This is a genomic window from Pseudomonas sp. FG98 (assembly GCF_057808595.1).
The window spans coordinates 51,372-75,642 of sequence record NZ_JBMDIJ010000001.1 but is presented as its reverse complement, the minus strand read 5'-3'; the positions used below and the strand labels follow the sequence as shown (position 1 = coordinate 75,642).

Here is a 24,271-nt window from a genome sequence, read left to right as displayed (position 1 = left end):
GCCAGAAACGCCCAAAAAAAGTAGGGCCCTCCTGTCAGAACTGCGTCTTAAGCGCATTCGACAGGAGAATTCCCTGTGCATAAACGTTTCAGTGACGAGTATCTGACGGTGCGTCCACACCACCGCCAGCGAACAGCTGCTCCACATCGGCTACATCGAAGCGATAGCGCTCGTTGCAGAACTGGCAATCGACCTCGATCTGGCCACCATGTTCAGTCACCAGCTCGCGTGCATCGTCCAGGCCGAGGCTGATCAGGGCATTGCCGGAGCGCTCCCGCGAGCAGCTGCAACGGAACTGCAACGGCTGGATATCGAACAGGCGCACGGCGTCTTCGTGATAGAGGCGGTGCAGCAGGGTCGGGTTGTCCAGCTCGAGTTGCTCTTCGCGACTCAGGGTGCCGGCGAGGGTGGACACGTGGGCCCAGCTTTCTGCGCGGTCGTCGGCATCCGGCTGGCGGTCCACCGGCAATTGCTGCAGGAGCATGCCGCGGGCGCGCTGGCCGTCGGCGCTGAACCAGAAACGGGTGCCCAGCTGCTCGGACATGACGAAGTAGTTGGTGAAGGACTCCGCCAGGTCGGCGCCGTCCAGTTCGACGATGCCCTGGTAACGCTGGCCCTGGCGCGGGTCGATGGTCAACGCCAGCATGCCGTTGGGCATCAGTTCGCGCAGGCCGGCCTCGGCGTTGATCGCCTCGCCGTCATAGCGGGCGATGCCACGGATCTCGCGCTCGCTGGAGCACTCGACCATCAGCAGCGGCACCGGGCCATCGGAACGGGCCTGGAGAATCAGCAGTCCATCGAATTTGAGGGTGCCGACCAGCAGGGCGGCAGCGGCCATCAGTTCGCCCAGCAATTGCGCGACCGGCTGCGGATAGGGGTGCTTTTCCAGCACGCGGGCATAGCTGCTTTCGAGGCTGACGAGTTCGCCGCGTACGTCGCGCTCGTCGAAGATGAAGCGTTGGGTGAAGTCGGTATCCGGCAAGTCGCTCATGGGAATCTGCTGTTCGAAATTGTGACAAAATGATTACAAGGGTGTCGAAACCCCTGTGACAGAGCGCCCTGACGGCGCTCGCATGGCAATTTTGGAGAGGTATCTTATGGACAATCGACCACTGTTCCAAGCGAGGTGGTCCTGGGGCCCATTGGCAGCCTGCACGCTGCTGCCCATCGCACTACTGTGTTTCTGGTTATGGCCTTTTGGCCAGATCCTCTGCCTGACTTTCGACGAGTGGCTGTTCCATGGCCTCAACGCGCCGCTGGCCGATAACGCTGCATGGCGTTACCTCTGGACCCTTGGCAGCTTGCGTCCTTTCGATATCGTCGTCGGCCTGATCCTGCTGGCCGTGCTGATCCGTGGCAATTGGGTGTTCAAGGCCCATCAGGTGCGCGAAGCCTTTTTCGGCTTTTTCGTCACGCTGCTCCTCTTAGTGGTGGTTCGCGCGCTGTTTTCCAAGTGGGTGGATGCCGCGGGCTGGCAACATCACAGCCCATCGATGGTGTTCGACAACGCCGTTCGACTCAGCGACTTCTACCCGCATCTGGAGTCGGCCTGGGAATTGAAGGACCGCTCCAGCAAAAGCTTCCCCGGTGACCATGCCTCGGTGCTGCTGGTCTGGGCGCTGTTCATGAGCCTGTTTACCCGCGGCCTGTGGCAGAACCTGGTGGTTTGGGGCCTGGCCCTGCTGTTCATGCTGCCGCGCCTGGTCGCAGGGGCTCATTGGGGGCAGGACGACTATATCGGTGGCCTGTTGATGGCGCTGCTGGCCCTCGGCTGGAGCTGCTACACGCCGCTGGCGGCCAAGGCCAGCGCGGCGTTGTTGCGCTGGACCGAGCCGCTGTTCGCCTGCGCCGCGCGCGTGCCGCTGCTCGGGCGTCTGAGCGTGGTCAGCGCTCAGTCGTAATTGCCCTGGAACTGATGGATCTGCCGGCGCTGTTTCTTGGTCGGCCGGCCATCGGTGGTAACGCCCAGGGCGCCTGCCTTGCGCAGATCCGCCGCCTGTTCGCGGCGGCGGATGCTCTCTTCGGTTTCCTCATACAGCGTCTGTGCCTCTGGTGCACCCCGGCGCACGATGGATAGCGCCTTGACCACCACGGTGCGCTCGTCGAAGCCGGTACGCAGGACGAATTCGTCGCCGATGCGCGGCTCCTTGCCCGGCTTGCAGCGTTCGCCGCGACAATGCACCTTGCCACTCTCGATGGCAGCCTTGGCCAGGGCGCGGGTCTTGTAGAAGCGCGCGGCCCAGAGCCATTTGTCCAGACGAACCTTGTCGTCGTCTTCCTGATAAGCCATGACACAGCCCCAATTAATAGCGGTCATGGAACTGTACTACCGTAACTGACGGATGCAAAAAGTCCGCTGCCTGCTTACAGTTCACCGAATTTCTCCGGGTTGCCCATCGTGAAGACATTTGATCATTTGAGCGTTATCGGTTTGCGCGAGTGGGTGGCCTTGCCCGACCTCGGCCTGGCCGGTCTGCGCGCCAAGATCGACACCGGTGCCAGCACCTCCAGCCTGCACGCCACCGAGGTCGAGCCGTTCATGCGCAACGGCGAGCGCTGGGTGCGCTTCAACGCCCATCTTGGCTCGGTGGTGCAGTTGCGTCACCGTCGCTGCGAGGCGCCGCTGGTGACCATGAAGACCATCAAGAGCTCCAATGGCCACGCTCAGGTGCGCTATGTCATCCGGACGGCACTTGCACTGGGCGATCGGGTCTGGGAAGTAGAGTTCACCCTGGCCTGCCGCAAGGCCATGCGCTATCGGCTTCTTTTAGGTTCCAAGGCCCTGGTCCACGGCCAGTTGGTGGTCAACCCGGGGCTCAAGTATGTACAGGACAAGCCGGTGTTCCCGGCAACCATTACCCCCTCCACAGGTGCTGCATGAAGATCGCTGTGCTGTCGCGTAACCCGCGTCTGTATTCCACCCGTCGTCTGGTCGAGGCCGGTACGCAACGGGGCCATGAAGTGGTTGTGATCGATACCTTGCGTGCCTACATGAACATCGCCAGCCACAAGCCGCAGATCCACTATCGCGGCAAGCCGCTGGAAGGCTTCGACGCGGTGATCCCGCGGATCGGTGCTTCGGTGACCTTCTATGGCTGCGCGGTGCTGCGCCAGTTCGAGATGATGGGCGTGTATCCGCTCAACGAATCCGTGGCCATCGCCCGCTCGCGGGACAAGCTGCGTTCGCTGCAATTGCTGTCACGGCGTGGCATCGGCCTGCCGGTCACCGGCTTCGCCCACTCGCCGGATGACATTCCCGACCTGATCCAGATGGTCAACGGCGCCCCGCTGGTGATCAAGGTGCTCGAAGGCACCCAGGGCATCGGCGTGGTGCTGTGCGAAACGACCAAGGCCGCCGAGTCGGTGATCGAGGCGTTCATGGGCCTGAAGCAGAACATCATGGTCCAGGAATACATCAAGGAAGCCGGTGGTGCGGATATCCGCTGCTTCGTGGTCGGCGACAAGGTCATCGCCTCGATGAAGCGCCAGGCCAAGCCGGGGGAGTTCCGCTCCAACCTGCACCGCGGCGGCACCGCGAGCCTGATCAAGGTCACCCCGGAAGAACGCATGACCGCGATCCGCGCGGCCAAGGTGATGGGGCTGAGCGTGGCCGGTGTGGATATCCTGCGCTCCAATCACGGGCCGCTGGTGATGGAGGTGAACTCGTCGCCAGGGCTGGAGGGTATCGAAGTCACCACTGGCAAGGACGTTGCCGGGATGATCATCGAGCATCTGGAAAAGAATGGCGGGCCTAATCAGACCCGGACCAAAGGCAAAGGTTAGTGCGAAGCGCTTGGGGCTGCTTTGCAGCCCTTCGCGAGCAAGCTCGCTCCCACAGTCAAATCACCCCGTGGGAGCGAGCTTGCTCGCGAAGGGCCGCAGAGCGGCCCCAATGGTTTTTAGTCAGACTGCATCTCTCGGCAACAGCAGTCCCAGCGGCAGTCGCACCCGCGCTTCGATACCGCCACCCGAGCGATTGCGCAGCTCGACATTGCCGCCATGCTGCGCCGCGATCCGCCGCACGATCGCCAGGCCCAGTCCGGTGCCTTTGCCACCCCGGGCGCGGTCGCCGCGGATGAAGGGGTTGAAGATCGCCTCCAGTTCGCCGGGATCGATCCCCGTGCCACGGTCCAGCACGCTCAGCACCACGTACGGCGCATTCACGTCACCCGATACATAGGCCGCCACCTCGACGCCCTTGCCGGCGTGATGCAGAGCATTGCCGATCAGGTTGTTGAGCAGGCGCTTGATCGAAACCCGGCGCAGCGGGAAGGGCGGGATCGGCTCCAGGCACAGGCGCACCCGCTCTTTCGGCTGGTTGAAGGGCGCGACCACCTCGCGTACCAGTTCGCTCAGGTCCACCTCTTCAACCGGCTCGTCACGCCCGTCGCGGATGAAGGCGAGGAACTGGTCGAGGATCGCGTCCATGTCCTCGATATCGCGGACCATGTCGTCGGTAAGGTCGCTCTCGCTGGGCAGCATGGACAAGGACAGGCGCAGGCGGGTCAGGGGCGTGCGCAGGTCGTGGGAGACCCCGGCGAGCATCAGTTCGCGTTCGCGCCCGGCCTGCTCGACGTCCTCGGCCATCTGGTTGAAGGCGCGGTACACCTCGGTCATTTCGCTCGGCGTATCGCTGACCGGCAAGCGCACGCTGCGACCCTGGCCCAGTTGCCGGGCGGCGAACACCAGGCGCTTCAATGGCTGGTTGAGCTGGCGCACGAAGATCCACGCCGAGGCGGTGGACAACAGGCCGATGGCGAGGAACCAGCCGAGCACGTTCCAGATCTTCTGGCCACGCAGTGGATGGGGGTAGAGAGGGACTTTCAGCCAGTCATCGCCCAGGCTTGGCGCCCGTACCCAGAGCGCCGGCGGTGAATGCACGCGCAGGCGGACCTCGGTGTCCTCGCCCAGTTCCGCCTGCATCTGCCGCTGGTAGATCTCGCTGTACGGCCAGTGCTGCTCGCCCTCGGGCACGCCGTTGCCGGTGACGCGGATCAGCCCGGCGGCCTCGGCCACCTTGTCGCGGTTCTCCTCGTCCGTCGCCCAGTAGGCGCGCAGGGTCAGGGCGACCCCGTGGCTGTACTGACGGTCGACCAGCACGTCCTCGTTCATCAGCAGGTAGACCAGGGTCAGCGCCTTGGAAAACAGGACGACGATCAGCACCAGCCACAGGGTGCGGGCGAAGAAGCTTTGCGGGAACCACAGCGGCGTTTTCATGGACGACGGCTACACACTTGGCAGGCGCGAGCGCGGCTCGCGGGCGTGGCGGGGGCGGACTCATGCAAAAGCAGGGCAGCCCTGCGGCGGCCCTGCTTTCGATGACTCACTCTTTGAAACCTGGAATCACTTGCCGGCGTTGCCGTCCGGCACGAACACGTAACCCACACCCCAGACGGTCTGGATGTAGCGCGGTTTCGACGGGTCTGGCTCGATCATCCGGCGCAGGCGGGAAATCTGCACGTCGATGGAGCGTTCCAGCGCATCCCACTCGCGGCCACGGGCCAGGTTCATCAGCTTGTCGCGGGTCAGCGGCTCGCGGGCATGCATGACCAGCGCCTTGAGCACGGCGAACTCGCCGGTGGTGAGCATGTGTACTTCATCGCCACGCTTGAGCTCGCGGGTAGCCAGGGACAGCTCGTAGTCGCCGAACGTGACCGTTTCGTCCTCGCTGCCGGGCGCTCCCGGCACCGTTGGCGCCTGGCGACGCAGCACGGCCTTGACCCGCGCGACCAGTTCCTCGGGGTTGAACGGCTTGGCCAGGTAATCGTCGGCGCCCAGCTCCAGGCCCTTGATCCGGCTCAATTCGTCGCCCTTGGCGGTGAGCATGATGATCGGTACCTGGTTGTTCGCCGCGCGCAGGCGGCGGCAGGCAGAAAGACCGTCTTCACCGGGCAACATCAGGTCGAGGACGACCAGGTTGAAGACTTCGCGTGACAGCAGGCGGTCCATCTGCTCGACATTGGGTACTGCCCGTGCGCGGTAGCCTTTGCTGGTGAAGAATCGCTCCAGCAGGCTGCTCAGGCCCGGGTCGTCGTCGACGATGAGGATTTTTTCGCCTTCGGCTGTTTGTGCAGTGCTGCTCATGGGTAGCTCCTTTAATCTCGGCGCGCATTATGGCTTAGCCATCTTTAGCGGGTCCGAGCTCATTGTTAGCAGATTTTTCCTCATGTGCCAGCGGAATGGTCCGTCAGGCTGGCCAGCCGCTATCACCGCAAGCCCTGTGCGCTGGGTATAATGCGCCGCTTTTCACCGAGTGCCGCCTTGCCCCGACGCCTCTGGCGCCGGCCCCCGCGGCCCAAGCATTCACAATTTGTCAGGTGGTTTTATGGACAGCATCAACAGCCGCATCGCCGAAGAACTCGGCGTCCGCCCGCAACAGGTCGAGGCGGCCGTGGCTCTACTTGATGAAGGCTCCACGGTGCCTTTTATCGCCCGTTACCGCAAAGAAGTGACCGGCAGCCTCGATGACACCCAGCTGCGGACCCTCGAAGAGCGCCTGCGCTACCTGCGCGAACTCGACGAGCGCCGCGCAAGCATCCTCGCCAGCATCGAGGAGCAGGGCAAGCTGACTCCGGAACTGGCCCGCGAGATCAAGCTGGCCGACACCAAGACCCGCCTCGAAGACCTCTACCTCCCGTACAAGCAGAAGCGCCGCACCAAGGGCCAGATCGCCCTGGAAGCCGGCCTCGGCGAGCTGGCCGACGGCCTGCTGGGCGATCCGCAACTGAATCCCGAAGCCGAAGCCGCACGCTTCGTCGATGCTGAAAAAGGCGTCGTCGACGTCAAGGCCGCGCTGGAAGGCGCCAAGTACATCCTCATGGAGCGCTTCGCCGAAGACGCCGCCCTGCTGGACAAGCTGCGCAGCTTCCTGACCCAGGAAGCGACCCTGTCCGCCCGTCTGGTCGCCGGCAAGGAAGAAGAAGGCGCCAAGTTCCGCGACTACTTCGAACACGACGAACTGCTGAAAAGCGTGCCCTCGCACCGCGCCCTGGCGATCTTCCGCGGCCGCAACGAAGGCGTGCTGTCGGCCTCGCTGAAGGTCGGCGAAGAGCTGCCGGGCACCCTGCACCCGTGCGAGCTGATGATCGCCGAGCGTTTCGGCCTGGCCAACCAGGGCCGTCCGGCCGACAAATGGCTGGCCGAAGTGGTGCGCTGGACCTGGAAGGTCAAGCTCTACAGCCATCTGGAAACCGACCTGTTCGGCGAACTGCGCGACAACGCCGAAGGCGAGGCGATCAACGTCTTCGCCCACAACCTGCACGACCTGCTGCTGGCCGCCCCGGCCGGCCCGCGCGCGACCCTCGGCTTCGACCCGGGCCTGCGTACCGGCTGCAAGATCGCCGTGGTCGATGCCACCGGCAAGCTGCTCGACCACACCACGGTCTACCCGCACGCGCCGAAGAACGACTGGGACCGCACCATCTCCATCCTCGCCGCCCTGTGTGCCAAGCACTCGGTGGAACTGGTCGCCATCGGCAACGGTACTGCCAGCCGCGAAAGCGACAAGCTGATCAGCGAGCTGGTCAAAAAATATCCAGCACTGAAAGTCACCAAGGTCATGGTCTCCGAGGCCGGCGCTTCGGTGTACTCGGCGTCCGAGCTGGCCGCCCGTGAATTCCCGGACCTGGACGTGTCGATCCGTGGCGCAGTGTCCATCGCCCGCCGCCTGCAGGATCCGCTGGCCGAACTGGTGAAGATCGATCCGAAGTCCATCGGTGTTGGCCAGTATCAGCACGACGTGTCCCAGCTCAAGCTGGCCCGTGGCCTGGACGCGGTGGTCGAGGACTGCGTGAACGCCGTCGGCGTCGACGTCAACACCGCCTCGGTGGCGCTGCTGGCGCGCATCTCCGGTCTCAACGCGACCCTGGCGCAGAACATCGTCAGCCACCGTGACGCCAACGGCGCGTTCAAGACCCGCGCCGCACTGAAGAAAGTCAGCCGCCTCGGCGAGAAGACCTTCGAACAGGCCGCCGGCTTCCTCCGCGTGATGAACGGCGACAACCCGCTGGACGCCTCTGCGGTTCACCCGGAAGCCTACCCGCTGGTGCAGCGCATCGCCGCCGACACCGACCGCGATATCCGTTCGCTGATCGGCGACAGCGGCTTCCTCAAGCGTCTCGACCCGAAGAAATTCACCGACGAGACCTTCGGCCTGCCTACCGTCACCGACATCCTCCAGGAGCTGGACAAGCCGGGCCGCGACCCGCGTCCGGAGTTCAAGACCGCCGAGTTCCAGGAAGGCGTCGAAGACCTCAAGGACCTGGAGCCGGGGATGATCCTCGAAGGCGTGGTGACCAACGTCACCAACTTCGGTGCCTTCGTCGACATCGGCGTGCACCAGGACGGTCTGGTGCACATCTCGGCGCTGTCCGAGAAGTTCATCAAGGACCCGCGCGAAGCGGTCAAGGCGGGTGACGTGGTCAAGGTCAAGGTCATGGAAGTGGACATCCCGCGCAAGCGCGTCGGCCTGTCCATGCGCATGAGCGACACCCCGGGCGAGAAGGTCGACGGTGCCCGTGGCAGCCGTCCGGGCTCGGCGCCACGGCAGCAGGGCGCGCCGGCACGGGCCAAGGAAACCCCGCCACCGGCCAACAACGCCATGGCCGCGCTGTTCGCCAACGCCAAGCAGTTGAAGAAGAAGTGATGGACGCGCCCGAGGACATCGTCCAGAGCGCCTTCAGCCAGTTGCTGGGCTGCCGTCTGCAACGCCTTGAAGAGGGCGTTGCCGAGGTGGCCCTGGCACTGGAGCCGCAGTTGCGCAACCGCGGCGGCTTCCTGCATGGCGGCGCGATCTTCAGCCTGGTCGATATCGCCATGGGCCTGGCCTGTTCCAGCAGCCATGGCTTCGACCGGCGCAGCGTCACCCTGGAGTGCAAGATCAACTACGTGCGTGCGGTGAGCGAGGGCGAAGTCCTATGTACCGCCCGCGTTCTGCACGCCGGACGGCGCACGCTTGTTCTGGACGCCGACGTATTCCAGGGCGACAAACTCGTCGCCAAAGCCCAGGGTACGTTCGCCGCGCTCTAGCCGCAAAAGGCCATCTGCGGTACTTTCGGCAGTGCGCGGGCGCTGCCGATTTCCTGCGAAAACCAGGCGACAACGCCAGTTCCTCCTGTCCACCCTTGCAGACCGTCATCTCCACCCCCATATCGGGGCGACTGACGTGTGAAGGAATCCCATCTTGAGCGAACTTCTCAACCGCCGCCTGAGCCTGCTCAGCGAGGGCGACAACCTCTCCCTGCTCAAGCAGTGCCTGCACGGCATCGAGCGTGAATGCCTGCGCGTGACCGCGGACGGTCGCCTGGCCCAGACACCCCACCCCGAGGCCCTGGGCTCGGCCCTGACCCACGAATCCATCACCACCGACTATTCCGAGTCGCTGCTGGAGTTCATCACTCCGGCCCTGGCCGACCCGGCGCAGACCCTCGAAAGCCTGGAAAACATCCACCGCTTCGCCGTCAGCAAGCTCGGTGACGAGTACCTGTGGAGCCCGTCGATGCCGTGTCCGCTGCCAGCGGAAGAAGACATCCCGATCGCCTGGTACGGCACTTCCAACATCGGTCAGCTCAAGTACGTCTATCGCAAGGGCCTGGCCCTGCGTTACGGCCGCACCATGCAGTGCATCGCCGGTATCCACTACAACTTCTCGCTGCCGGAAAAACTCTGGCCGCTGCTGCGTGACGCCGAAGGCGCCAGCGGCAGCGATCGCGACTACCAGTCGTCGGCCTACATCGCCCTGATCCGCAACTTCCGTCGCTACAGCTGGCTGCTGATGTACCTGTTCGGCGCTTCGCCGGCACTGGACGCCGGCTTCCTGCGTGGTCGCCCGCATCAACTTGAGTCCTTCGACCCGGACACCCTGTTCCTGCCCTGGGCCACCAGCCTGCGCATGAGCGACCTGGGTTACCAGAGCAACGCCCAGGCCGGCCTGACCCCCTGCTACAACGACCTGACCAGCTACACCGACAGCCTGCGCCGCGCCGTGGCCACGCCCTATGCGCCCTATGTCGAGGTCGGCACGCACAAGGATGGCGAGTGGGTCCAGCTCAACACCAACATCCTGCAGATCGAGAACGAGTACTACTCGAACATCCGTCCGAAGCGCGTGACCTACACCGGCGAGCGGCCGATCCAGGCGCTGATGGCCCGGGGCATCCAGTACATCGAAGTGCGTTGCCTGGACATCAACCCGTTCCTGCCCACCGGCATCGACCTGCCGCAGGCGCGTTTCCTCGATGCGTTCCTGCTGTTCTGCGCGCTGGAAGACAGCCCGCTGCTGGAAAACGGCGAGTGCGGCCAATGCACCGACAACTTCCTCACCGTGGTCAAGGAAGGCCGTCGCCCGGGCCTGCAACTGCAGCGCAACGGCCAGCCGGTCGGTCTCAAGACCTGGGCCTCCGAGCTGCTGGCGCGCATCGCGCCGCTGGCCGAACTGCTCGACCGCAGCCATGGCAGCGACGAGCACGCCCGTGCCCTGGCCACCCAGGCAGCCAAGGTCGATGACCCGGCCCTGACGCCGTCGGCCCAGGTGCTCGCCAGCATGACCGCGCACCAGGAAAGCTTCGCCGCCTTCGCCCTGCGCCAGAGCCAGCTGCACGCCGACTACCTGCGCAAGGAGCCGCTGCCGGCCGCCGAGCAGGCCCGCTTCGACAGCCTGGCCCGTGCTTCGCTGGAAGAGCAAAGCCGCCTGGAGCAGCAGGAAGTCGGTGATTTCGACCTGTTCGTTGGCGCTTACCAGGCCAGCATCCTGGCGATCAGCAACTGACATGAGCCGCGGCACCACCCCTCGCAAACCCCGCGCCCGCAGCCAGGCGCGGATCGACTCGATCCTCGACGCGGCCCGCACCCTGCTGGCCAGCGAGGGCGTGGCCAGCCTGTCGATCTACAGCGTTGCCGAGCGCGCGCAGATCCCGCCTTCTTCGGTCTATCACTTCTTCGCCAGCGTTCCGGCCTTGCTCGAAGCGCTGACCGCCGACGTGCACAGTGCCTTCCGCGCTTGCCTGCAGGAGCCCATCGACGTTGCCAGCCTTGGCACCTGGCGGGATCTTTCGCGGCTGGTGGAAACACGGATGCTGGCGATCTACCAGGAAGACGCCGCAGCGCGGCAGTTGATCCTGGCCCAGCACGGATTGAGCGAAGTGACCCAGGCCGACCGCCAGCACGATATCGAGCTGGGTGACCTGATGCACAAGCTGTTCGCGCAGCACTTCCGCTTGCCGGAACTGCCGGATGATGTGGACGTATTTGCCCTGGCGATGGAGCTGAGCGACCGGGTGTATGCCCGTTCGGTGCAGTTGCACGGGCAGATCACCCCGCGCATGGCGGAGGAGGGGATGCGGGTGTTCGAGGCGTATGTGGGGCTTTATCTGCCGCCGTTTCTGCCCAAGCATTAACTAAAGGTCGCCACGAAACCTGTGGGAGCCGGCGTTGCCGGCGATGGCGTCAGATCAGGCAACCTTATTGCCAGTGCTGGCCTCATCGCTGGCAACGCCAGCTCCCACAGGTTTTTATGCAGATCTGTCACAGCTTGGCGATGGAAACCTCGGTCGATTTCACAAAGGCAATCACCTCGCTGCCAATGGTCAGTTCCAGCTCCTTGACCGAACGGGTGGTGATCACCGAAGTGACGATGCCCGAGGCGGTCTGTACGTCGATTTCCGACAGGACCGGGCCTTCCAGGATTTCTTTCACGGTGCCTTTGAACTGGTTACGCACGTTGATCGCTTTGATAGTCATCTGCTTGCTTCCTTCGTAGGTTCTGAGGTCAATGCGCCCAGCGCAGTTGCGTAGGCAAGGGTGCTACGGGTTCGGGCCCGGGCGGGGTGCCAGGGACCGAGAGAACACGGTTGAGTACTTGGGTTTCCAGCGCGGCCAGGCGGTGCGAACCACGCACCCGCGGTCGCGGCAGGTCGACATGCAGGTCGAGGCCGATTTCGCCGTCCTCGATCAGGATCACCCGGTCGGCGACCGCTACCGCTTCGCTGACGTCGTGAGTCACCAGCAGCACGGTGAAGCCGTGCTTGCGCCAGAGGTCTTCGATCAGTTGCTGCATCTCGATCCGGGTCAGGGCATCCAGCGCGCCCAGCGGCTCGTCGAGCAGCAACAGGCGTGGCTGGTGGATCAACGCACGGGCCAGGGCCACGCGCTGTTTCTGTCCACCTGAAAGCGCCGCTGGCCATTCATTGGCGCGGTCGGCCAGGCCCACCGCCTCCAGCGCCTGTTTCGCACGCTCCTGCCACTTGCCTTCGAGGCCCAGGCCAACGTTGTCGATCACCCGTTTCCATGGCAGCAGGCGTGCTTCCTGGAACATCAGGCGGGTGTCTTCGCGGGCATCGGCCAGCGGCGCGCTGCCGGCCAGCAATTCACCTCCAGTTGGCTGGTCGAGACCGGCCAGCAGGCGCAGCAGGGTGCTCTTGCCGCAACCGCTGCGGCCGACGATGGCGACAAACTGACCGGCCGGGATATGCAGGTCGATATTGCGCAGGACCTTGCGTTGGCCAAAGGTCTTCTCGACCTTCTGCACCGCCAGGGGGATGCCACGCAGCAGGCGCGGCGGCTGTTCCTTGAGAACGGTCATGCGCGGTCTCCCTTGCTCACTTGATAGGCCGGGTGCCAGCGCAGCCAGACACGTTCCAGGCCACGGGCAGCGAGGTCGGCGAGCTTGCCGAGCACGGCGTAGAGAACGATTGCCAGCACCACCACATCGGTCTGCAGGAACTCGCGGGCGTTCATCGCCAGGTAGCCGATGCCGGAGTTGGCCGAAATGGTCTCGGCGACGATCAGGGTCAGCCACATGAAGCCCAGGGCGAAGCGCACGCCGACCAGGATCGACGGCAGCGCACCCGGCAGGATCACCTGACGGAACAGACCGAAGCCGCTCAGGCCGTAGCTGCGGGCCATCTCCACCAGGGCCGGATCGACGTTGCGGATGCCGTGGTAGGTGTTCAGGTAGATCGGGAACAGGGTGCCGAGGGCGACCAGGAAGATCTTCGCCGACTCGTCGATACCGAACCACAGGATCACCAGCGGGATCAGCGCCAGGTGCGGCACGTTGCGGATCATCTGCACCGAGCTGTCCAGCAGGCGCTCACCCCAGCGCGACAGGCCGGTGATGAAGCCGAGGGCCAGGCCGATGCTGCCGCCGATCAGGAAACCGAGGCCGGCACGCCAGCCGCTGATCGCCAGGTGGGTCCAGATCTCGCCGCTGCGCACCAGCTCGACACCGGCCGCGATCACCGCGCTCGGCGCCGGCAGGATGCGGGTCGACAGCCAACCGGCGCTGACCGCCAGTTGCCAGATCGCCAGCAAGGCCACCGGCAGGGCCCAGGGCGCGAGGCGCTGGACCCAGGATGAGGAAGAAGAACGACTCATGGCGTGATCCTCAGGACCGGGCTGCGGCTTTGGGCAGGATGTCGTTGGCTACCATCTCGCCGAACGGGCTGACATAGCCACGCTCCTGCGGCAGTGCCGGACGTTCGATATCCAGGTGCGGGAACAGCAGCTCGGCAACCCGGTACGACTCTTCCAGGTGCGGGTAGCCGGAGAAGATGAAGGTATCGATGCCGAGGTCGGCGTATTCCTTGACCCGGGCGGCCACGGTCGGGCCATCGCCGACCAGCGCTGTACCGGCACCACCACGCACCAGGCCGACGCCGGCCCACAGGTTGGGGCTGACTTCCAGGTTGTCGCGGTTGCCGCCGTGCAGGGCGGCCATGCGCTGCTGGCCGACCGAGTCGAAGCGCGCCAGGGAGGCCTGGGCACGGGCGATGGTGTCGTCGTCCAGATGGGAGATCAGGCGCTCGGCGGCTTTCCAGGCTTCGTCGTTGGTTTCGCGGACGATCACGTGCAGGCGGATACCGAAGCGCACCGTGCGGCCCAGCTTGGCGGCCTTCTCGCGCACTTCGGCGATCTTCTCGGCCACGGCGGCCGGCGGCTCGCCCCAGGTCAGGTACAGCTCGACCTGCTCGGCGGCGAGGTCTTGCGCGGCTTCCGACGAGCCACCGAAGTACAGCGGCGGACGCGGTTGCTGGATCGGCGGGTAGAGCAGCTTGGCGCCCTTCACGGTGATGTGCTGGCCGTCGTAGTCGACGGTCTCGCCTTCCAGCACGCGGCGCCAGATGCGAGTGAACTCCACCGAGGCCTGGTAACGCTCTTCATGGCTGAGGAACAGGCCGTCGCCGGACAGTTCTTCAGGGTCGCCCCCGGTCACCAGGTTGAACAGCGCGCGCCCGCCGGACAGCCGGTCGAGGGTCGCAGCCTGGCGTGCCGCCACGGTTGGCGAAATGATCCCCGGGCGCAGGGCGACGAGGAATTTCAGCCGCTGGGTCACCGGAATCAGCGAGGCGGCCACCAGCCAGGAGTCCTCGCAGGAGCGCCCGGTGGGGATCAGCACGCCGCCGAAACCGAGGCGGTCGGCGGCCTGTGCCACCTGCTGCAGATAACCGTGATCGACGGCGCGAGCGCCTTCGGCGGTGCCAAGGTAATGGCCGTCGCCATGGGTCGGAAGAAACCAGAAAACGTTAAGGCTCATTGGAGTTGTCTCCTAAGGGTGGCTCAGACCGGGGCGGCGCCCCGGCTCGGGCAAAACGTCAGGGCGCGGTAGCGACCTTGGCCGGTGGCGTCCAGATCACGTCCTTGATGCTCAGCGGCTTGGGAATCAGCTTCAGGGTGGTGAAGGTGTCGGCGATCTTCTGCTGCGCGGCGACCACTTCCGGGGTCAGGAAGCCGGCACCGTAGCCCTGGCGCTTGACCGAGGTCAGGGTGATGTCGGCGGGCAGGCCGAGCAGCGGCGCGACCTGGTCGGTGACTTCCTGCGGGTTGGCCTTGGACCATTCGCCCACGGCGCGGACCTCGTCCACCAGCGCGCTGATCACTTCAGGGTGCTGCTGCGCATAGGGCTTGGTGGCCAGGTAGAACTGGTGGTTGTCGACGATGCCCTGGCCATCGCGCAGGGTGCGGGCTTGCAGCTGTTGCTCGGCGGCGGCCTGGTACGGGTCCCAGATGACCCAGGCATCGACGCTGCCACGCTCGAAGGCGGCGCGGGCATCGGCGGGCGGCAGGAACACCGGCTGGATGTCGGAGTACTTCAGGCCGGCGTCTTCCAGGGCGCGGACCAGCAGGTAGTGCACGTTGGAGCCTTTGTTCAGCGCGACTTTCTTGCCTTTCAGCTCCTTGACCGACTGGATCGGCGAGCCTTTCGGCACCAGGATCGCCTCGCTGTGCGGGGCTGGCGGCTCGTAGGCGACATACAGAAGGTCGGCGCCGGCGGCCTGGGCGAACACGGGCGGGGTTTCGCCGGTCACGCCGAAATCGATGGAGCCGACGTTGAGGCCTTCCAGCAGCTGCGGGCCACCGGGGAATTCAGTCCATTGCACCTGCACGCCCTGGGCGGCGAGGCGTTTTTCCAGGCTGCCCTTGGCCTTCAGCAGGACCAGGGTGCCGTACTTCTGATAACCGATACGCAGGGTCTCGGCCTGGGCTTGGGTGATGGCGCCGAAGGTAACAGCCGCAGCGAACAGAGCGGCCAGACCACGACGCAAAACGACAGTGCGCATAGCGCTCTCCTTTTGCGGATATTGGGTTCGGGCTGCACCTGCTTGCCTCGTTGTCGGGCGAGTAAGGTGGGGGTCACACGATGAAACGGTGGCTAGGGATCAGATGCTCCAGCGGGCACTGATCAGGCGTTCGTTAAGCAGGCCGGGCGCCAGGGGTTTCGGGCGGCGGGCCAGGGCGCTGTGGAACAGCTCCAGGGACTCGTTCAGGCGCTGCTCCAAGGCAGGCGCCAGATGGGCCGGGACACTGCCCTGGCCGTAGGCGATCTGGCTGTCGTCGGCGAAGATCCCTTGCAGGGTCTCCTGCGCCTTCAGGGCCGAGAGCACCGGTTTCAGGGCGTAGTCCACCGCCAGCATGTGGGCGATGCTGCCGCCGGTAGCGATGGGTAGTACCACCTTGTGATTCAGGGCGCGCTCGGGCAGCAGGTCGAGCAGGGTCTTCAGGGCGCCGGCAAAGGACGCCTTGTACACCGGGGTGGCGACGATCAGGCCGTCGGCCTGTTCCACCAGCTGCTGGAAGTGCTGGACCTGAGGGCTATCGAAACGGGCGTGAAGCAGATCTTCGGCCGGGAAGTCCCGCACCTGGAAAGTCACCACTTCCACACCCTGGCCTTGCAGCCAGTCGCGGGCGCGTTCGAGCAGTACGCCGGAGCGTGAACGCAGGCTGGGACTTCCACCAATAGAAACGACCAACATTGAATGCGCATCCTTGGAACTGTTCTGAAAGGGCCCGCGAGTTAGGTGGCTCGCTGGAATGGAGTGACATTAACAGGTGGTTGTATATATCTAGAAATCATATTTTTTCATTTGTTTATATGAATTGGAGATATGCATCCTGCCCTGTGAAGAACCCTGTGGGAGCTGGCTTGCCAGCGATGAGGCCAGCAGGAGCAACTCAGTTGCCTGGTAGGGCCCAATCGCTGGCAAGCCAGCTCCCACAGGGTTCTTCACAGGGTTCGGGATTGGCGAACCGCAGGCAAAAAAAAGGGCCGTCGAAACGGCCCGAAAATCCCTGCGATGGCTAAAGCATTAACGGTTCGGCTGCGGGGTCAGGCGCAGATACGGCTTGACCGCCCGGTAGCCCTTCGGAAAGCGGCGCTTGATCTCTTCCTCGTCCTTCAGCGAAGGCACGATCACTACCTCGTCACCGTCCTGCCAGTTGGCCGGGGTAGCGACCTTGTGGCTGTCGGTGAGCTGCAACGAGTCGATCACCCGCAGGATCTCGTGGAAGTTGCGCCCGGTGCTGGCCGGGTAGGTGATGGTCAGGCGGATCTTCTTGTTCGGATCGATCACGAACAGGGAGCGCACGGTGAGGGTGTCGTTGGCGTTGGGGTGGATCAGGTCGTACAGGTCGGAGACCTTGCGGTCGGCGTCGGCCAGGATCGGGAAGTTGACCGTGGTGTTCTGGGTTTCGTTGATGTCTTCGATCCAGCGGTGATGGGAGTCCACCGGGTCCACCGACAGGGCGATGGCCTTGACCCCGCGCTCGGCGAACTGCTCCTTCAGCTTGGCGGTGAAGCCCAGCTCGGTGGTGCATACCGGGGTGAAGTCGGCCGGGTGCGAGAACAGCACGCCCCAGCTGTCGCCGAGCCACTCGTGGAAGCGGATCTTGCCGGCGCTGGAATCCTGTTCGAAGTCGGGGGCGATATCGCCGAGTCTGAGGCTCATGGTGCGGCTCCTTGGCTGTTCGTTGAATGACTCAACTCTGCCTGTGGAGCGCTGAAATTAAAAAGAATAAATATCGATTTATTTAGATCTGCAATGAATAACAAATAACGGACAAAACAACGCCCGCGCGGCATGGAGCCGGGCGGGCGTTGGATGTCTCGCGGCGGGTTAGCGCAGCTGGAAGGTGTAGCTGAGGAACACGCGGTTTTCGTCCTGAGCGTGGTTGGCGCTGGTCAGGTCGCTGCGCCATGCAGCGTTCTTCCAGGTAAGGCCCAGACCTTTCAGGGTACCTTCCGGAATTACGTAGGCCACGGTGAAGTCGCGTTCCCACTCGGAGCGGTCGCCGATAGAGGAATCGATGTTGTCGCCTTTCAGGTAGACGGCGTTCGCAGTCAGACCGGCCAGGCCGACCTTGGCGAAGTCGTAACCGTAGCGAACCTGCCAGGTGCGCTCGCCGGCACGGCCGAACTTCTGGATCTGCGAGTCGGTGATGGTGTAGTTGGACGAGCCGTCACCCTGGTTCAGCCATGGGAAGTCGCTGTCGCCGCTGCTTTGCTGGTAACCGGCACCGAAGGTATGGCCTTCGACGCTGTACAGGAACAGGGCGCTCCACAGCTTGTTGTCGACCTTGCCCTTGGTTACGCCGCTGCCGTAGTAGCCGCTGGTGTAGTAGCGCGAATCGTTGCTGTTGGCGCCGTCATCGGTGCTGCGGAAGAAGCGGAAGTCGGACTTCAGGGTACCCGGGCCAATAGCCCAGTTATGCACGGCACCCAGGTAGTGCTGCTTGTAGAAGTCTTCCAGGCCGCCGTACCAGTACTGAACCAGCAGGTCCTTGGTCAGCTTGTAGTCGGCACCGGCGTAGCGGAACTGGTTGCTGAACTGGCCGGTGCGGGCGTTGTTGGCACCAGCGATGGACAGGCCTTCGTTGTTCGACGAGTTACGGCCCTTGACGTGCTCGATCTGACCGGCGGTCAGGGTCAGGTCCTTGATCTCGTTGGAGACGATCTGGCCACCTTCGAAGGTTTGCGGCAGCAGGCGACCATCGTTGTACGAGATGACCGGGGTCTTCGGCAGCAGGGTGCCGTAGCGCAGTTCGGTCTGGGAGATCTTGACCTTGGCGGTAGCGCCCAGGCTGGCGAAGTCGTTGACTGCGCGGCCGTCGCTATCGGTCGGGAAGATGGTGCCGCCATAGGAGGAGCTGGTCGGGTTGTAGTGAGTGCCCTTGCCCGAGTCCAGACGCACGCCGTACAGAGCGATGGCGTCAACGCCGAAGCCGACGGTGCCTTGGGTGTAGCCGGACGTTACGTCCAGTTGGAAGCCTTGACCCCACTCTTCCTGCTTGTTGGGGTTGCCCAGGGAATCGCGGTTATCGGTGTTGATGTAGAAATTGCGCAGCTTCAGTGTGGCTTTGGTGTCTTCGACAAAACCGGCAGCACCCGCTTGCTGGGCCAGAACCCCAAGGGCCACGGCAAGAGTCAGGGTCGACTTCTTCATATTTGAATTGCTCCTCTCGTTTCTAATTCTTGTGGTTCGTTAACGGCTGGATCTTGGCGTCCGGCTCGTTGTCGATGGGCGATTAGCACCAAAGGGTGACCGTCGAGTCAATCGTAACTAGTCGTTTCAAGACTTTGGTCTAATGCGCCTGACTGGGGTCGAAGGATAATTACAATTTGATAAATCTAAAAAGAATTATTTGTGTTTTTTTAAGATTTTTTTGACATAACCAACAAAATTTTCACAAACCTTCTGGCACATAAGCTCATTCCAAAACAGTCTTTTATGATTGATTTTTAGATCATTTAGATTTATGGCCTTTCCCGCACAGGATCCGGCCAGCATGAACGTCTCCCGCCCGCTCAAATTATTCACTGCCCTGGCCTTCTCCGGCCTGACCCTGGTCAGCCATGCCGCCGGCTTGACCGTCGGCTACCAGACCGGCATCGACCCGAGCAAAGTGCCCCAGGCCGATGGTGCCTACGAGCAGGCGATCGGGGAAAAGATCGACTGGCGCCGCTTCAACAGCGGCCCGGAAGTGGTCACTGCGATCGCCTCCGGTGACGTACAGATCGGCAACCTCGGCTCCAGCCCGCTGGCCGCTGCCGCCTCGCGCAAATTGCCGATCGTGGCCTTTATCGTCTCGGCGCAGATCAACGCCGCCGAAGCGCTGGTGGTGCGCAATGGCAGCGGTATCGACAGCCCCCGGGACCTGGTCGGCAAGACCATCGCCACGCCTTTCGTGTCCACCTCCCACTACAGCCTGCTCGGTGCCCTCAAGCACTGGGGCCTGGACACCCGTCAGGTCAAGGTGGTGAACCTGCAGCCGGCGGAAATCGCCGCGGCGTGGAAGCGTGGGGATATCGATGGCGCCTTCGTCTGGTCGCCGGCGCTGGGGGAAATCCGCAAGACCGGCAAGACCCTCACCGACGCCGCCGAAGTCGGCGGCTGGGGCGCGCCGACCTTCGAGGTCTGGGTGGCGCGCAAGGACTTCGCCGAGAAGCACCCGGATGTGGTGGCGAAGTTCGCCAAGGTGACCCTGCAATCCTTCGCCGACTACACCGCGCACAAAGCCAGTTGGACGGCCGACTCGGAGCCGGTGCAGAAGATCGCCCGCCTGACCGGTTCCAACCCGGCCGATGTGCCGGAGCTGCTCGCCGGCTCGGCCTTCCCCGACGCCCAGGCACAGGCCGGTCTGCTGCAAAGCCAGACCCCGGCCGCCATCGCCGAGACCGCGAAGTTCCTCAAGGAGCAGGGCAAGGTGGAAACGGTTCTGCCGGACTACACGCCCTTTGTCAGCGCGAAGTTTGTTCAGCAATAACGACGTGCCCTGGGTGGGAGCTGCTTTCTAGAACAGGCTGTAGCGCGCCGTCACCATGAAGTTGCGCGGCTCGCCGATGAAGTTGCCTTCGGTGGGCCCGGTGATGGTCGAGTAGTAGTGCTTGTCGAACACGTTGTTGAGGTTGAAGTCCAGATCCAGGTGGCGGGTTACCGCGTAGCTGCCGTTCAGGTCGAACACGGTGTAGCCACCTTGCTCCACACCCCAGGGGCTGTAGATCCTGCTCTGGGTGCGCATCCCGCCGCCGACCTGCCAGCGGTCCAGCTCGCCGGGCAGGCGATAGCGGGTGTAGAGCTTGAACAGGTTTTCCGGCAGGTTGGTCCCGTAGCGCTTGCCCTTCGAAAATGCGCTGATCGGGCTGTAGTCGGACTCCTTGATCCGCTCGGCATGGTTGTAGGTGTACCCCGCCGAGACCTGCCAATCCGCTGTCAGCGCACCGCTCAGTTCCACCTCGATGCCGCGACTGCGGATCTCCCCCGCCGAGGCATAGCAACTGGCGAACGGATCGCTGCACGCGCTCTGCGTCAGGGACTCCGGCAGATTCTCCAGGTCGACCTGGAAAATCGCCAGGCTGCTGTTGAGGCGACCGTCGAAGTGCTCGCCCTTCAGGCCGATTTCGTAGTTGGTGCCCTGGATGGGTTCGAGCACGCCACCGGCGGCGGTCTGCTCGCTCTGTGGCTGGAAGATCCGCGTCCAGCTGGCGTACACCGAGTAGTGCTCATCGAGGTCATAGACCACGCCGACATAGGGGGTGAACTCGCCGGTGACGCTGAAGTCCGCCTGCCCGTAGGGGTAGTCGCCGTCGTAGAACACCTTGTCCATCTTGTACCAGTCCAGGCGCGCGCCGGCGATCAGCGTCAGCGGGTCGCTCAGGCTCAGGCGGACGGTGCCATAGAGTCCGCTCTGCTCGACGCGCTGCTGGCTGGACACTGCGCCGTAGGCGGTGATTGCCGGCTTGGCCATGCTCTTCGGATCCCAGTTGGTCGGGTCGAAGGTGACCAGGTCGAGGGCATCGAGATCGTAGCTGTCGCGGGTCTTGAACGGGCCACCGATGTTGTCCCAGTCGCTGACCCGGCGGCTGGCGCCGAACACCGCCGAGTGGGTGCGTCCGCCCAGGCTGAACGGACCGCTGACATAACCATCCAGGCTGTATTGGTCGCGGTCGTAGTCGTAGGCACCGCCGCGCAGGGTCATGCTCGGACGCCCGCTGGCGTCGACGCTGCTCTGGCTGATGAAGGTGCCTTCCATGTTCATTTCGCTGCTGATGCTGGTTGCCGCGGCGCGAGCTTTCCAGTCGTTGGCGAAGCGGTGTTCGAGGTCGGCGAAGACGGTGGTGCTTTCCTTGTTCCAGTACGACCAGCTCGGGCTCATGCGGGTCGAACGCGATACCGGCAGGAAACTGCCGTCCGCGGCGGTGCCGATGCCGTTCCAGTCGGCGCCGGGATTGTTTTCGTTGCTGTAGGACACACCCACGGCCAGGGTGGTGGCGTCGTTCAGGTCGGCCTCGACGATGCCGTAGAGCAGGGTGCGTTCATTGCTCAGGTCGTCGATGAACGAGTTCTTCTTCTGGTAGCTCAGTACGGTCCGGCCACGCAGCGAACCCTGTTCATTGAGCGCGGAGCTGGCGTCCAGCTCGAACAGACGGTTGTCCCAACTGCCGAGGCCGCCTTTGAGCATGACCTGCGGTGCCACGGTGGGACGCTTGCGCACCAGGTTGATCGAGCCTCCCGGCAAGCCTGCGCCTTCCATCAGGCCGGTGGCGCCGCGGACCACCTCGACGCGGTCGTACATCGCCAGCGAGCCTGTGGATAACGCCGCTTCTTCGTAGGCTACCGGGACGCCGTCGTACATCAGGTTTTCCAGGGAAAACCCGCGGGAGTTGAAGCGCGGACGCTCGGCGCCCCATTGGGTCAGGGTCAGGCCGGGGGTGTGCTTGACCACGTCGCTGAGGGTGGTCATGGCCTGGTCGTCCATGCGCTGGCGAGTGACCACGCTGACCGATTGCGGGGTTTCCCGCGGCGACAGGGCCAGCTTGGTCGCGGACGCCATGGCGCCGGTGGTGTACGACTCGGAATGCTCGGTGACCTCACCCAGACTGCTACCGGTAATGGTGGTCGCCCCCAGTTGCAGGGTGCCATCCGCCGCCGCCGGCTCCAGGGTCAAGGTGCCGTTGGCGGTCACCCGCAGTTGCAGGCCGCTGCCGGCCAGCGCTTGCTGCACAGCCTGTTGCACGCTGAACTCACCACGTACGGCATGGGCCTGACGGCCATCGAGCAGGGCCGGATCGGCGACGATGCTTTGCCCGCTTTGCCGGGCGATCTGGCGCAGTACCTGGTCCAGTGGCGCGGCGGCGATATCGTAGCGTTGCAGGGTCTGCGCGGCGAAAGCCGGGCTTGGCAGGGCCAGTGGCAGGCCGAGGTTCAGGGTCAGGGAAGCCGCCAGGACAAGCCGGGCGGATGGCAACGGGGCAGGGCGCATCGGGGGATTTTCCTCGCTGAAAGCGTCAGGGGTTTCCTCTCAGGTCAAACGAGACGGGGAATCCCCTCACTTCAGGCGAAAAGAATGTTCAGGCGTGATCCTGGCGGAGATCGACCAGGGTCACCGGACCATAGCTGCGGACCTCGATCGGCAAGGTCTGGGCCAGTGTCTCCAGGGCGCGTTGGGTATCGTCGAGCGGGAACACGCCGAACACCCGCAGCCGTGCGGCGGCCTCGGAAATCCGCAACAGGCCGTAGCGATAGGGGCGCAGGCTATCGATCACGGCGCCCAAGGGTTCGTTGCGTACATCGACCAGTCCCTCCAGCCAGGCGTCGGCGCGGGCTTGCCCCGGGCCCAGCGGAAACAGGTCTTCGCTGTCGAAGCGCAGGCTGTTGCCGCTCTCGACCAGCGCTTCCTGCCCGTGCAGGTTGTGCACCTGCACCCTCTGCTGCTGCACCCCGACCAGGGTCTGCCGTGCCTGCTGGCGCACGGTGAAACGGCTCTCCAGCGCGGTGATCCGGCCTTGCCCGGTGATCACCTCGAACGGGCGCGTGGCATCGGCGGCAACCGTGAGACTCAGCTCACCCTCGCGCAAGCGCAGCAGGCGGCGATGGGCGCTGAACTGCACATCGACGCTGCTGCGCGCGTTCAGCACCAGCAGGCTGCCGTCGGCCAGGGTAAGGCGTTTGCGCTCGGCAGTGGCGCTGTGCAGATCGGCCAGCAGGCCGCTCAGCGGCATGCGCTGCTGTACCGCGAACAGACCGGGCAGCCCGGCCAGCAGCGCCAGTGCGGTGCCCCCGCGCAACAGCTTGCGTCGTTCCAGCGACAGCCCCGTGGAGCGCAGCGCGCTGATGGCCGCCCGGCCACTGCCGGGGCTGCTTTGCTCGGCCTGGAGCAAGGGTTGCAGCGCCGGCTCGACTGCCCGATGCAGTGACTGCCAGGCCAGGCGATGATCGGCATCCGCCGCCAGCCAGCGCTCGAAGGCCTGGCGCTGCTCGGGCTGGGCCAGGCCGGAGTCGAGCAGCACCATCCAATCGATGGCGGCCTTGATCGTTGCGGGAATCTGCCGGCTCATCCGTGAGGGGCCTCGAAACCGGCCAGGTAGCAGTGGGTCAGGGCGCGACGGATCCAGCGTTCCACGGTGGCCAGCGACACACCCATTTGCGCGGCGATCTGCGGGTGGGTCAGGCCTTCCAGGCGATTGAGCAGAAAGGCATGGCGCACCTTGCCCGGCAGTCCGCCGAGCAGTTGATCCACCGCCAGTACCGCTTCACGCAGCAGGGCGAATTCTTCCTCGGACGGGATGACTTGTTCCGGCAGGCTGGCGAGGGCCTCCAGATAGGCGCGTTCCAGTTCGTTGCGGCGCCAGAAGGTGTAGAGCACCCGCTTGGCGATCACGCAGAGAAAGGTCCGCGGCTCCTCGATACGCACCAGGTGCGGGGACGTCAGGGTGCGCAGGAAGGTGTCGTGGGTCAGGTCGGCGGCATCGGCGTGGCAGCGCAGGCGACGCAGCAGCCAGCCCATCAGCCATGGGTGATGTTCGGCATACAGACGCTGGAAGGCTTGCTGGGAGGAAAGCTCGGGCTGGGGCATCGATATGGGTGCGCGAATGTTAATTGTTCTCATTCTTTTCGTTTTGCCCCGACCATTGCAATAGGCGGGTGATGTCATTTCGCTTCACGCGCTTCAAGACATCGCCCCCGCAGGTTAAATTGCCAGCACTTTCCGGCATGTGCTTATG

The 24,271-nt window shown here is 64.2% G+C and carries 23 protein-coding genes; 8 read left to right on the top strand and 15 right to left on the bottom strand.

Translation table 11 applies throughout. The features are described from left to right. Positions 1-88 precede the first annotated feature (88 nt). Complete coding sequence (hslO, locus tag ACODSK_RS00355) at positions 89-991, bottom strand: Hsp33 family molecular chaperone HslO (RefSeq protein WP_489013025.1); 903 nt, start codon at positions 989-991, stop codon at positions 89-91. Positions 992-1,097: 106 nt separating this feature from the next. Between hslO and ACODSK_RS00350 the strand changes: the two genes are divergently transcribed. Continuing rightward, complete coding sequence (locus ACODSK_RS00350) at positions 1,098-1,901, top strand: phosphatase PAP2 family protein (protein WP_489013024.1); 804 nt, start codon at positions 1,098-1,100, stop codon at positions 1,899-1,901. On the opposite strand, the gene ACODSK_RS00345 is transcribed toward ACODSK_RS00350, so the two are convergent. Then, the gene (locus ACODSK_RS00345; protein ID WP_489013322.1) at positions 1,892-2,290 is read right to left on the bottom strand and encodes an RNA-binding S4 domain-containing protein; all 399 of its coding nucleotides are present in this window, start codon (positions 2,288-2,290) and stop codon (positions 1,892-1,894) included. The two genes, ACODSK_RS00350 and ACODSK_RS00345, sit on opposite strands and share 10 nt — an antisense overlap. Positions 2,291-2,398: 108 nt before the next feature. Here ACODSK_RS00345 and rimB point away from each other — a divergent pair, with 108 nt between their 5' ends. Together rimB and rimK are read left to right on the top strand one after the other, a co-directional pair. After that, positions 2,399-2,881: a retropepsin-like aspartic endopeptidase RimB gene (gene rimB / locus ACODSK_RS00340; protein ID WP_489013023.1), complete on the top strand. Its 483-nt coding sequence runs from the start codon at positions 2,399-2,401 to the stop codon at positions 2,879-2,881. After that, on the top strand, positions 2,878-3,783 hold the full coding sequence (rimK, locus tag ACODSK_RS00335) for a 30S ribosomal protein S6--L-glutamate ligase (protein WP_009400116.1): 906 nt from the start codon (positions 2,878-2,880) through the stop codon (positions 3,781-3,783). The genes rimB and rimK overlap by 4 nt, the downstream gene beginning before the upstream one ends. Positions 3,784-3,903: 120 nt before the next feature. Here rimK and ACODSK_RS00330 read toward each other — a convergent pair whose 3' ends face one another. Further along, positions 3,904-5,217, bottom strand: a complete 1,314-nt coding sequence (locus ACODSK_RS00330) for an ATP-binding protein (protein WP_489013022.1) — start codon at positions 5,215-5,217, stop codon at positions 3,904-3,906. Positions 5,218-5,343: 126 nt separating this feature from the next. Further along, positions 5,344-6,084, bottom strand: a complete 741-nt coding sequence (gene ompR / locus ACODSK_RS00325; RefSeq protein WP_489013020.1) for an osmolarity response regulator transcription factor OmpR — start codon at positions 6,082-6,084, stop codon at positions 5,344-5,346. Between the two features lie 241 nt (positions 6,085-6,325). Here ompR and ACODSK_RS00320 point away from each other — a divergent pair, with 241 nt between their 5' ends. From ACODSK_RS00320 to ACODSK_RS00305, 4 genes are all read left to right on the top strand, one after another. Next, positions 6,326-8,644: a Tex family protein gene (locus ACODSK_RS00320; RefSeq protein ID WP_489013019.1), complete on the top strand. Its 2,319-nt coding sequence runs from the start codon at positions 6,326-6,328 to the stop codon at positions 8,642-8,644. Beyond that, the gene (locus ACODSK_RS00315) at positions 8,644-9,027 is read left to right on the top strand and encodes a PaaI family thioesterase (RefSeq protein WP_489013018.1); all 384 of its coding nucleotides are present in this window, start codon (positions 8,644-8,646) and stop codon (positions 9,025-9,027) included. Before ACODSK_RS00320 ends, ACODSK_RS00315 begins: the two co-directional genes overlap by 1 nt. A 154-nt stretch (positions 9,028-9,181) precedes the next feature. Further along, entirely contained in the window at positions 9,182-10,765 is a 1,584-nt protein-coding gene (gene gshA / locus ACODSK_RS00310; protein WP_489013017.1) for a glutamate--cysteine ligase, read from the top strand. Position 10,766: 1 nt separating this feature from the next. Further along, positions 10,767-11,393, top strand: coding sequence for a TetR/AcrR family transcriptional regulator (locus tag ACODSK_RS00305; RefSeq protein ID WP_489013016.1), 627 nt, complete (start codon positions 10,767-10,769; stop codon positions 11,391-11,393). 127 nt (positions 11,394-11,520) lie between these two features. Here ACODSK_RS00305 and ACODSK_RS00300 read toward each other — a convergent pair whose 3' ends face one another. The 8 genes from ACODSK_RS00300 to ACODSK_RS00265 form a co-directional block, all read right to left on the bottom strand. Beyond that, positions 11,521-11,736 (bottom strand): TOBE domain-containing protein, encoded by a 216-nt coding sequence (locus tag ACODSK_RS00300; RefSeq protein ID WP_009400132.1) that lies wholly within the window; start codon positions 11,734-11,736, stop codon positions 11,521-11,523. Between the two features lie 28 nt (positions 11,737-11,764). After that, positions 11,765-12,577, bottom strand: a complete 813-nt coding sequence (gene ssuB / locus ACODSK_RS00295; RefSeq protein ID WP_489013015.1) for an aliphatic sulfonates ABC transporter ATP-binding protein — start codon at positions 12,575-12,577, stop codon at positions 11,765-11,767. Then, positions 12,574-13,371 carry an aliphatic sulfonate ABC transporter permease SsuC gene (gene ssuC, locus ACODSK_RS00290; RefSeq protein WP_489013014.1) on the bottom strand — a complete coding sequence of 266 codons (798 nt, stop codon included), beginning with the start codon at positions 13,369-13,371 and terminating at the stop codon, positions 12,574-12,576. The genes ssuB and ssuC overlap by 4 nt, the downstream gene beginning before the upstream one ends. A gap of 10 nt (positions 13,372-13,381) precedes the next feature. Continuing rightward, the gene (ssuD, locus tag ACODSK_RS00285) at positions 13,382-14,530 is read right to left on the bottom strand and encodes an FMNH2-dependent alkanesulfonate monooxygenase (protein ID WP_489013013.1); all 1,149 of its coding nucleotides are present in this window, start codon (positions 14,528-14,530) and stop codon (positions 13,382-13,384) included. A gap of 58 nt (positions 14,531-14,588) precedes the next feature. Further along, positions 14,589-15,554, bottom strand: a complete 966-nt coding sequence (locus ACODSK_RS00280; RefSeq protein ID WP_489013011.1) for a sulfonate ABC transporter substrate-binding protein — start codon at positions 15,552-15,554, stop codon at positions 14,589-14,591. A 99-nt stretch (positions 15,555-15,653) separates the two neighbouring features. Next, the gene (gene ssuE, locus ACODSK_RS00275) at positions 15,654-16,247 is read right to left on the bottom strand and encodes an NADPH-dependent FMN reductase (RefSeq protein ID WP_489013010.1); all 594 of its coding nucleotides are present in this window, start codon (positions 16,245-16,247) and stop codon (positions 15,654-15,656) included. A gap of 333 nt (positions 16,248-16,580) precedes the next feature. Continuing rightward, entirely contained in the window at positions 16,581-17,219 is a 639-nt protein-coding gene (locus ACODSK_RS00270) for a peroxiredoxin (RefSeq protein WP_489013008.1), read from the bottom strand. Positions 17,220-17,387: 168 nt separating this feature from the next. After that, positions 17,388-18,713: an OprD family porin gene (locus tag ACODSK_RS00265; RefSeq protein ID WP_489013007.1), complete on the bottom strand. Its 1,326-nt coding sequence runs from the start codon at positions 18,711-18,713 to the stop codon at positions 17,388-17,390. A gap of 343 nt (positions 18,714-19,056) precedes the next feature. Here ACODSK_RS00265 and tauA point away from each other — a divergent pair, with 343 nt between their 5' ends. Beyond that, positions 19,057-20,034 carry a taurine ABC transporter substrate-binding protein gene (tauA, locus tag ACODSK_RS00260; protein ID WP_489013006.1) on the top strand — a complete coding sequence of 326 codons (978 nt, stop codon included), beginning with the start codon at positions 19,057-19,059 and terminating at the stop codon, positions 20,032-20,034. A 27-nt stretch (positions 20,035-20,061) separates the two neighbouring features. Here tauA and ACODSK_RS00255 read toward each other — a convergent pair whose 3' ends face one another. The 3 genes from ACODSK_RS00255 to ACODSK_RS00245 all read right to left on the bottom strand — a co-directional run bounded on the left by ACODSK_RS00255 (position 20,062) and on the right by ACODSK_RS00245 (position 24,123). Next, entirely contained in the window at positions 20,062-22,530 is a 2,469-nt protein-coding gene (locus ACODSK_RS00255; RefSeq protein ID WP_489013005.1) for a TonB-dependent siderophore receptor, read from the bottom strand. An 88-nt stretch (positions 22,531-22,618) separates the two neighbouring features. Continuing rightward, complete coding sequence (locus ACODSK_RS00250) at positions 22,619-23,605, bottom strand: FecR domain-containing protein (protein WP_489013003.1); 987 nt, start codon at positions 23,603-23,605, stop codon at positions 22,619-22,621. Further along, complete coding sequence (locus tag ACODSK_RS00245; RefSeq protein ID WP_489013002.1) at positions 23,602-24,123, bottom strand: sigma-70 family RNA polymerase sigma factor; 522 nt, start codon at positions 24,121-24,123, stop codon at positions 23,602-23,604. Before ACODSK_RS00245 ends, ACODSK_RS00250 begins: the two co-directional genes overlap by 4 nt. Positions 24,124-24,271 lie beyond the last annotated feature (148 nt).

Coding starts and splice junctions, on each gene's coding strand:
- hslO (WP_489013025.1), bottom strand. CDS start 991: ATGAGCGACTTGCCGGATACCGACTTCACCCAACGCTTCATCTTCGAC.
- ACODSK_RS00350 (WP_489013024.1), top strand. CDS start 1,098: ATGGACAATCGACCACTGTTCCAAGCGAGGTGGTCCTGGGGCCCATTG.
- ACODSK_RS00345 (WP_489013322.1), bottom strand. CDS start 2,290: ATGGCTTATCAGGAAGACGACGACAAGGTTCGTCTGGACAAATGGCTC.
- rimK (WP_009400116.1), top strand. CDS start 2,878: ATGAAGATCGCTGTGCTGTCGCGTAACCCGCGTCTGTATTCCACCCGT.
- ACODSK_RS00330 (WP_489013022.1), bottom strand. CDS start 5,217: ATGAAAACGCCGCTGTGGTTCCCGCAAAGCTTCTTCGCCCGCACCCTG.
- ompR (WP_489013020.1), bottom strand. CDS start 6,084: ATGAGCAGCACTGCACAAACAGCCGAAGGCGAAAAAATCCTCATCGTC.
- ACODSK_RS00320 (WP_489013019.1), top strand. CDS start 6,326: ATGGACAGCATCAACAGCCGCATCGCCGAAGAACTCGGCGTCCGCCCG.
- ACODSK_RS00315 (WP_489013018.1), top strand. CDS start 8,644: ATGGACGCGCCCGAGGACATCGTCCAGAGCGCCTTCAGCCAGTTGCTG.
- ACODSK_RS00305 (WP_489013016.1), top strand. CDS start 10,767: ATGAGCCGCGGCACCACCCCTCGCAAACCCCGCGCCCGCAGCCAGGCG.
- ACODSK_RS00300 (WP_009400132.1), bottom strand. CDS start 11,736: ATGACTATCAAAGCGATCAACGTGCGTAACCAGTTCAAAGGCACCGTG.
- ssuB (WP_489013015.1), bottom strand. CDS start 12,577: ATGACCGTTCTCAAGGAACAGCCGCCGCGCCTGCTGCGTGGCATCCCC.
- ssuC (WP_489013014.1), bottom strand. CDS start 13,371: ATGAGTCGTTCTTCTTCCTCATCCTGGGTCCAGCGCCTCGCGCCCTGG.
- ssuD (WP_489013013.1), bottom strand. CDS start 14,530: ATGAGCCTTAACGTTTTCTGGTTTCTTCCGACCCATGGCGACGGCCAT.
- ACODSK_RS00280 (WP_489013011.1), bottom strand. CDS start 15,554: ATGCGCACTGTCGTTTTGCGTCGTGGTCTGGCCGCTCTGTTCGCTGCG.
- ssuE (WP_489013010.1), bottom strand. CDS start 16,247: ATGTTGGTCGTTTCTATTGGTGGAAGTCCCAGCCTGCGTTCACGCTCC.
- ACODSK_RS00270 (WP_489013008.1), bottom strand. CDS start 17,219: ATGAGCCTCAGACTCGGCGATATCGCCCCCGACTTCGAACAGGATTCC.
- ACODSK_RS00265 (WP_489013007.1), bottom strand. CDS start 18,713: ATGAAGAAGTCGACCCTGACTCTTGCCGTGGCCCTTGGGGTTCTGGCC.
- tauA (WP_489013006.1), top strand. CDS start 19,057: ATGAACGTCTCCCGCCCGCTCAAATTATTCACTGCCCTGGCCTTCTCC.
- ACODSK_RS00255 (WP_489013005.1), bottom strand. CDS start 22,530: ATGCGCCCTGCCCCGTTGCCATCCGCCCGGCTTGTCCTGGCGGCTTCC.
- ACODSK_RS00250 (WP_489013003.1), bottom strand. CDS start 23,605: ATGAGCCGGCAGATTCCCGCAACGATCAAGGCCGCCATCGATTGGATG.
- ACODSK_RS00245 (WP_489013002.1), bottom strand. CDS start 24,123: ATGCCCCAGCCCGAGCTTTCCTCCCAGCAAGCCTTCCAGCGTCTGTAT.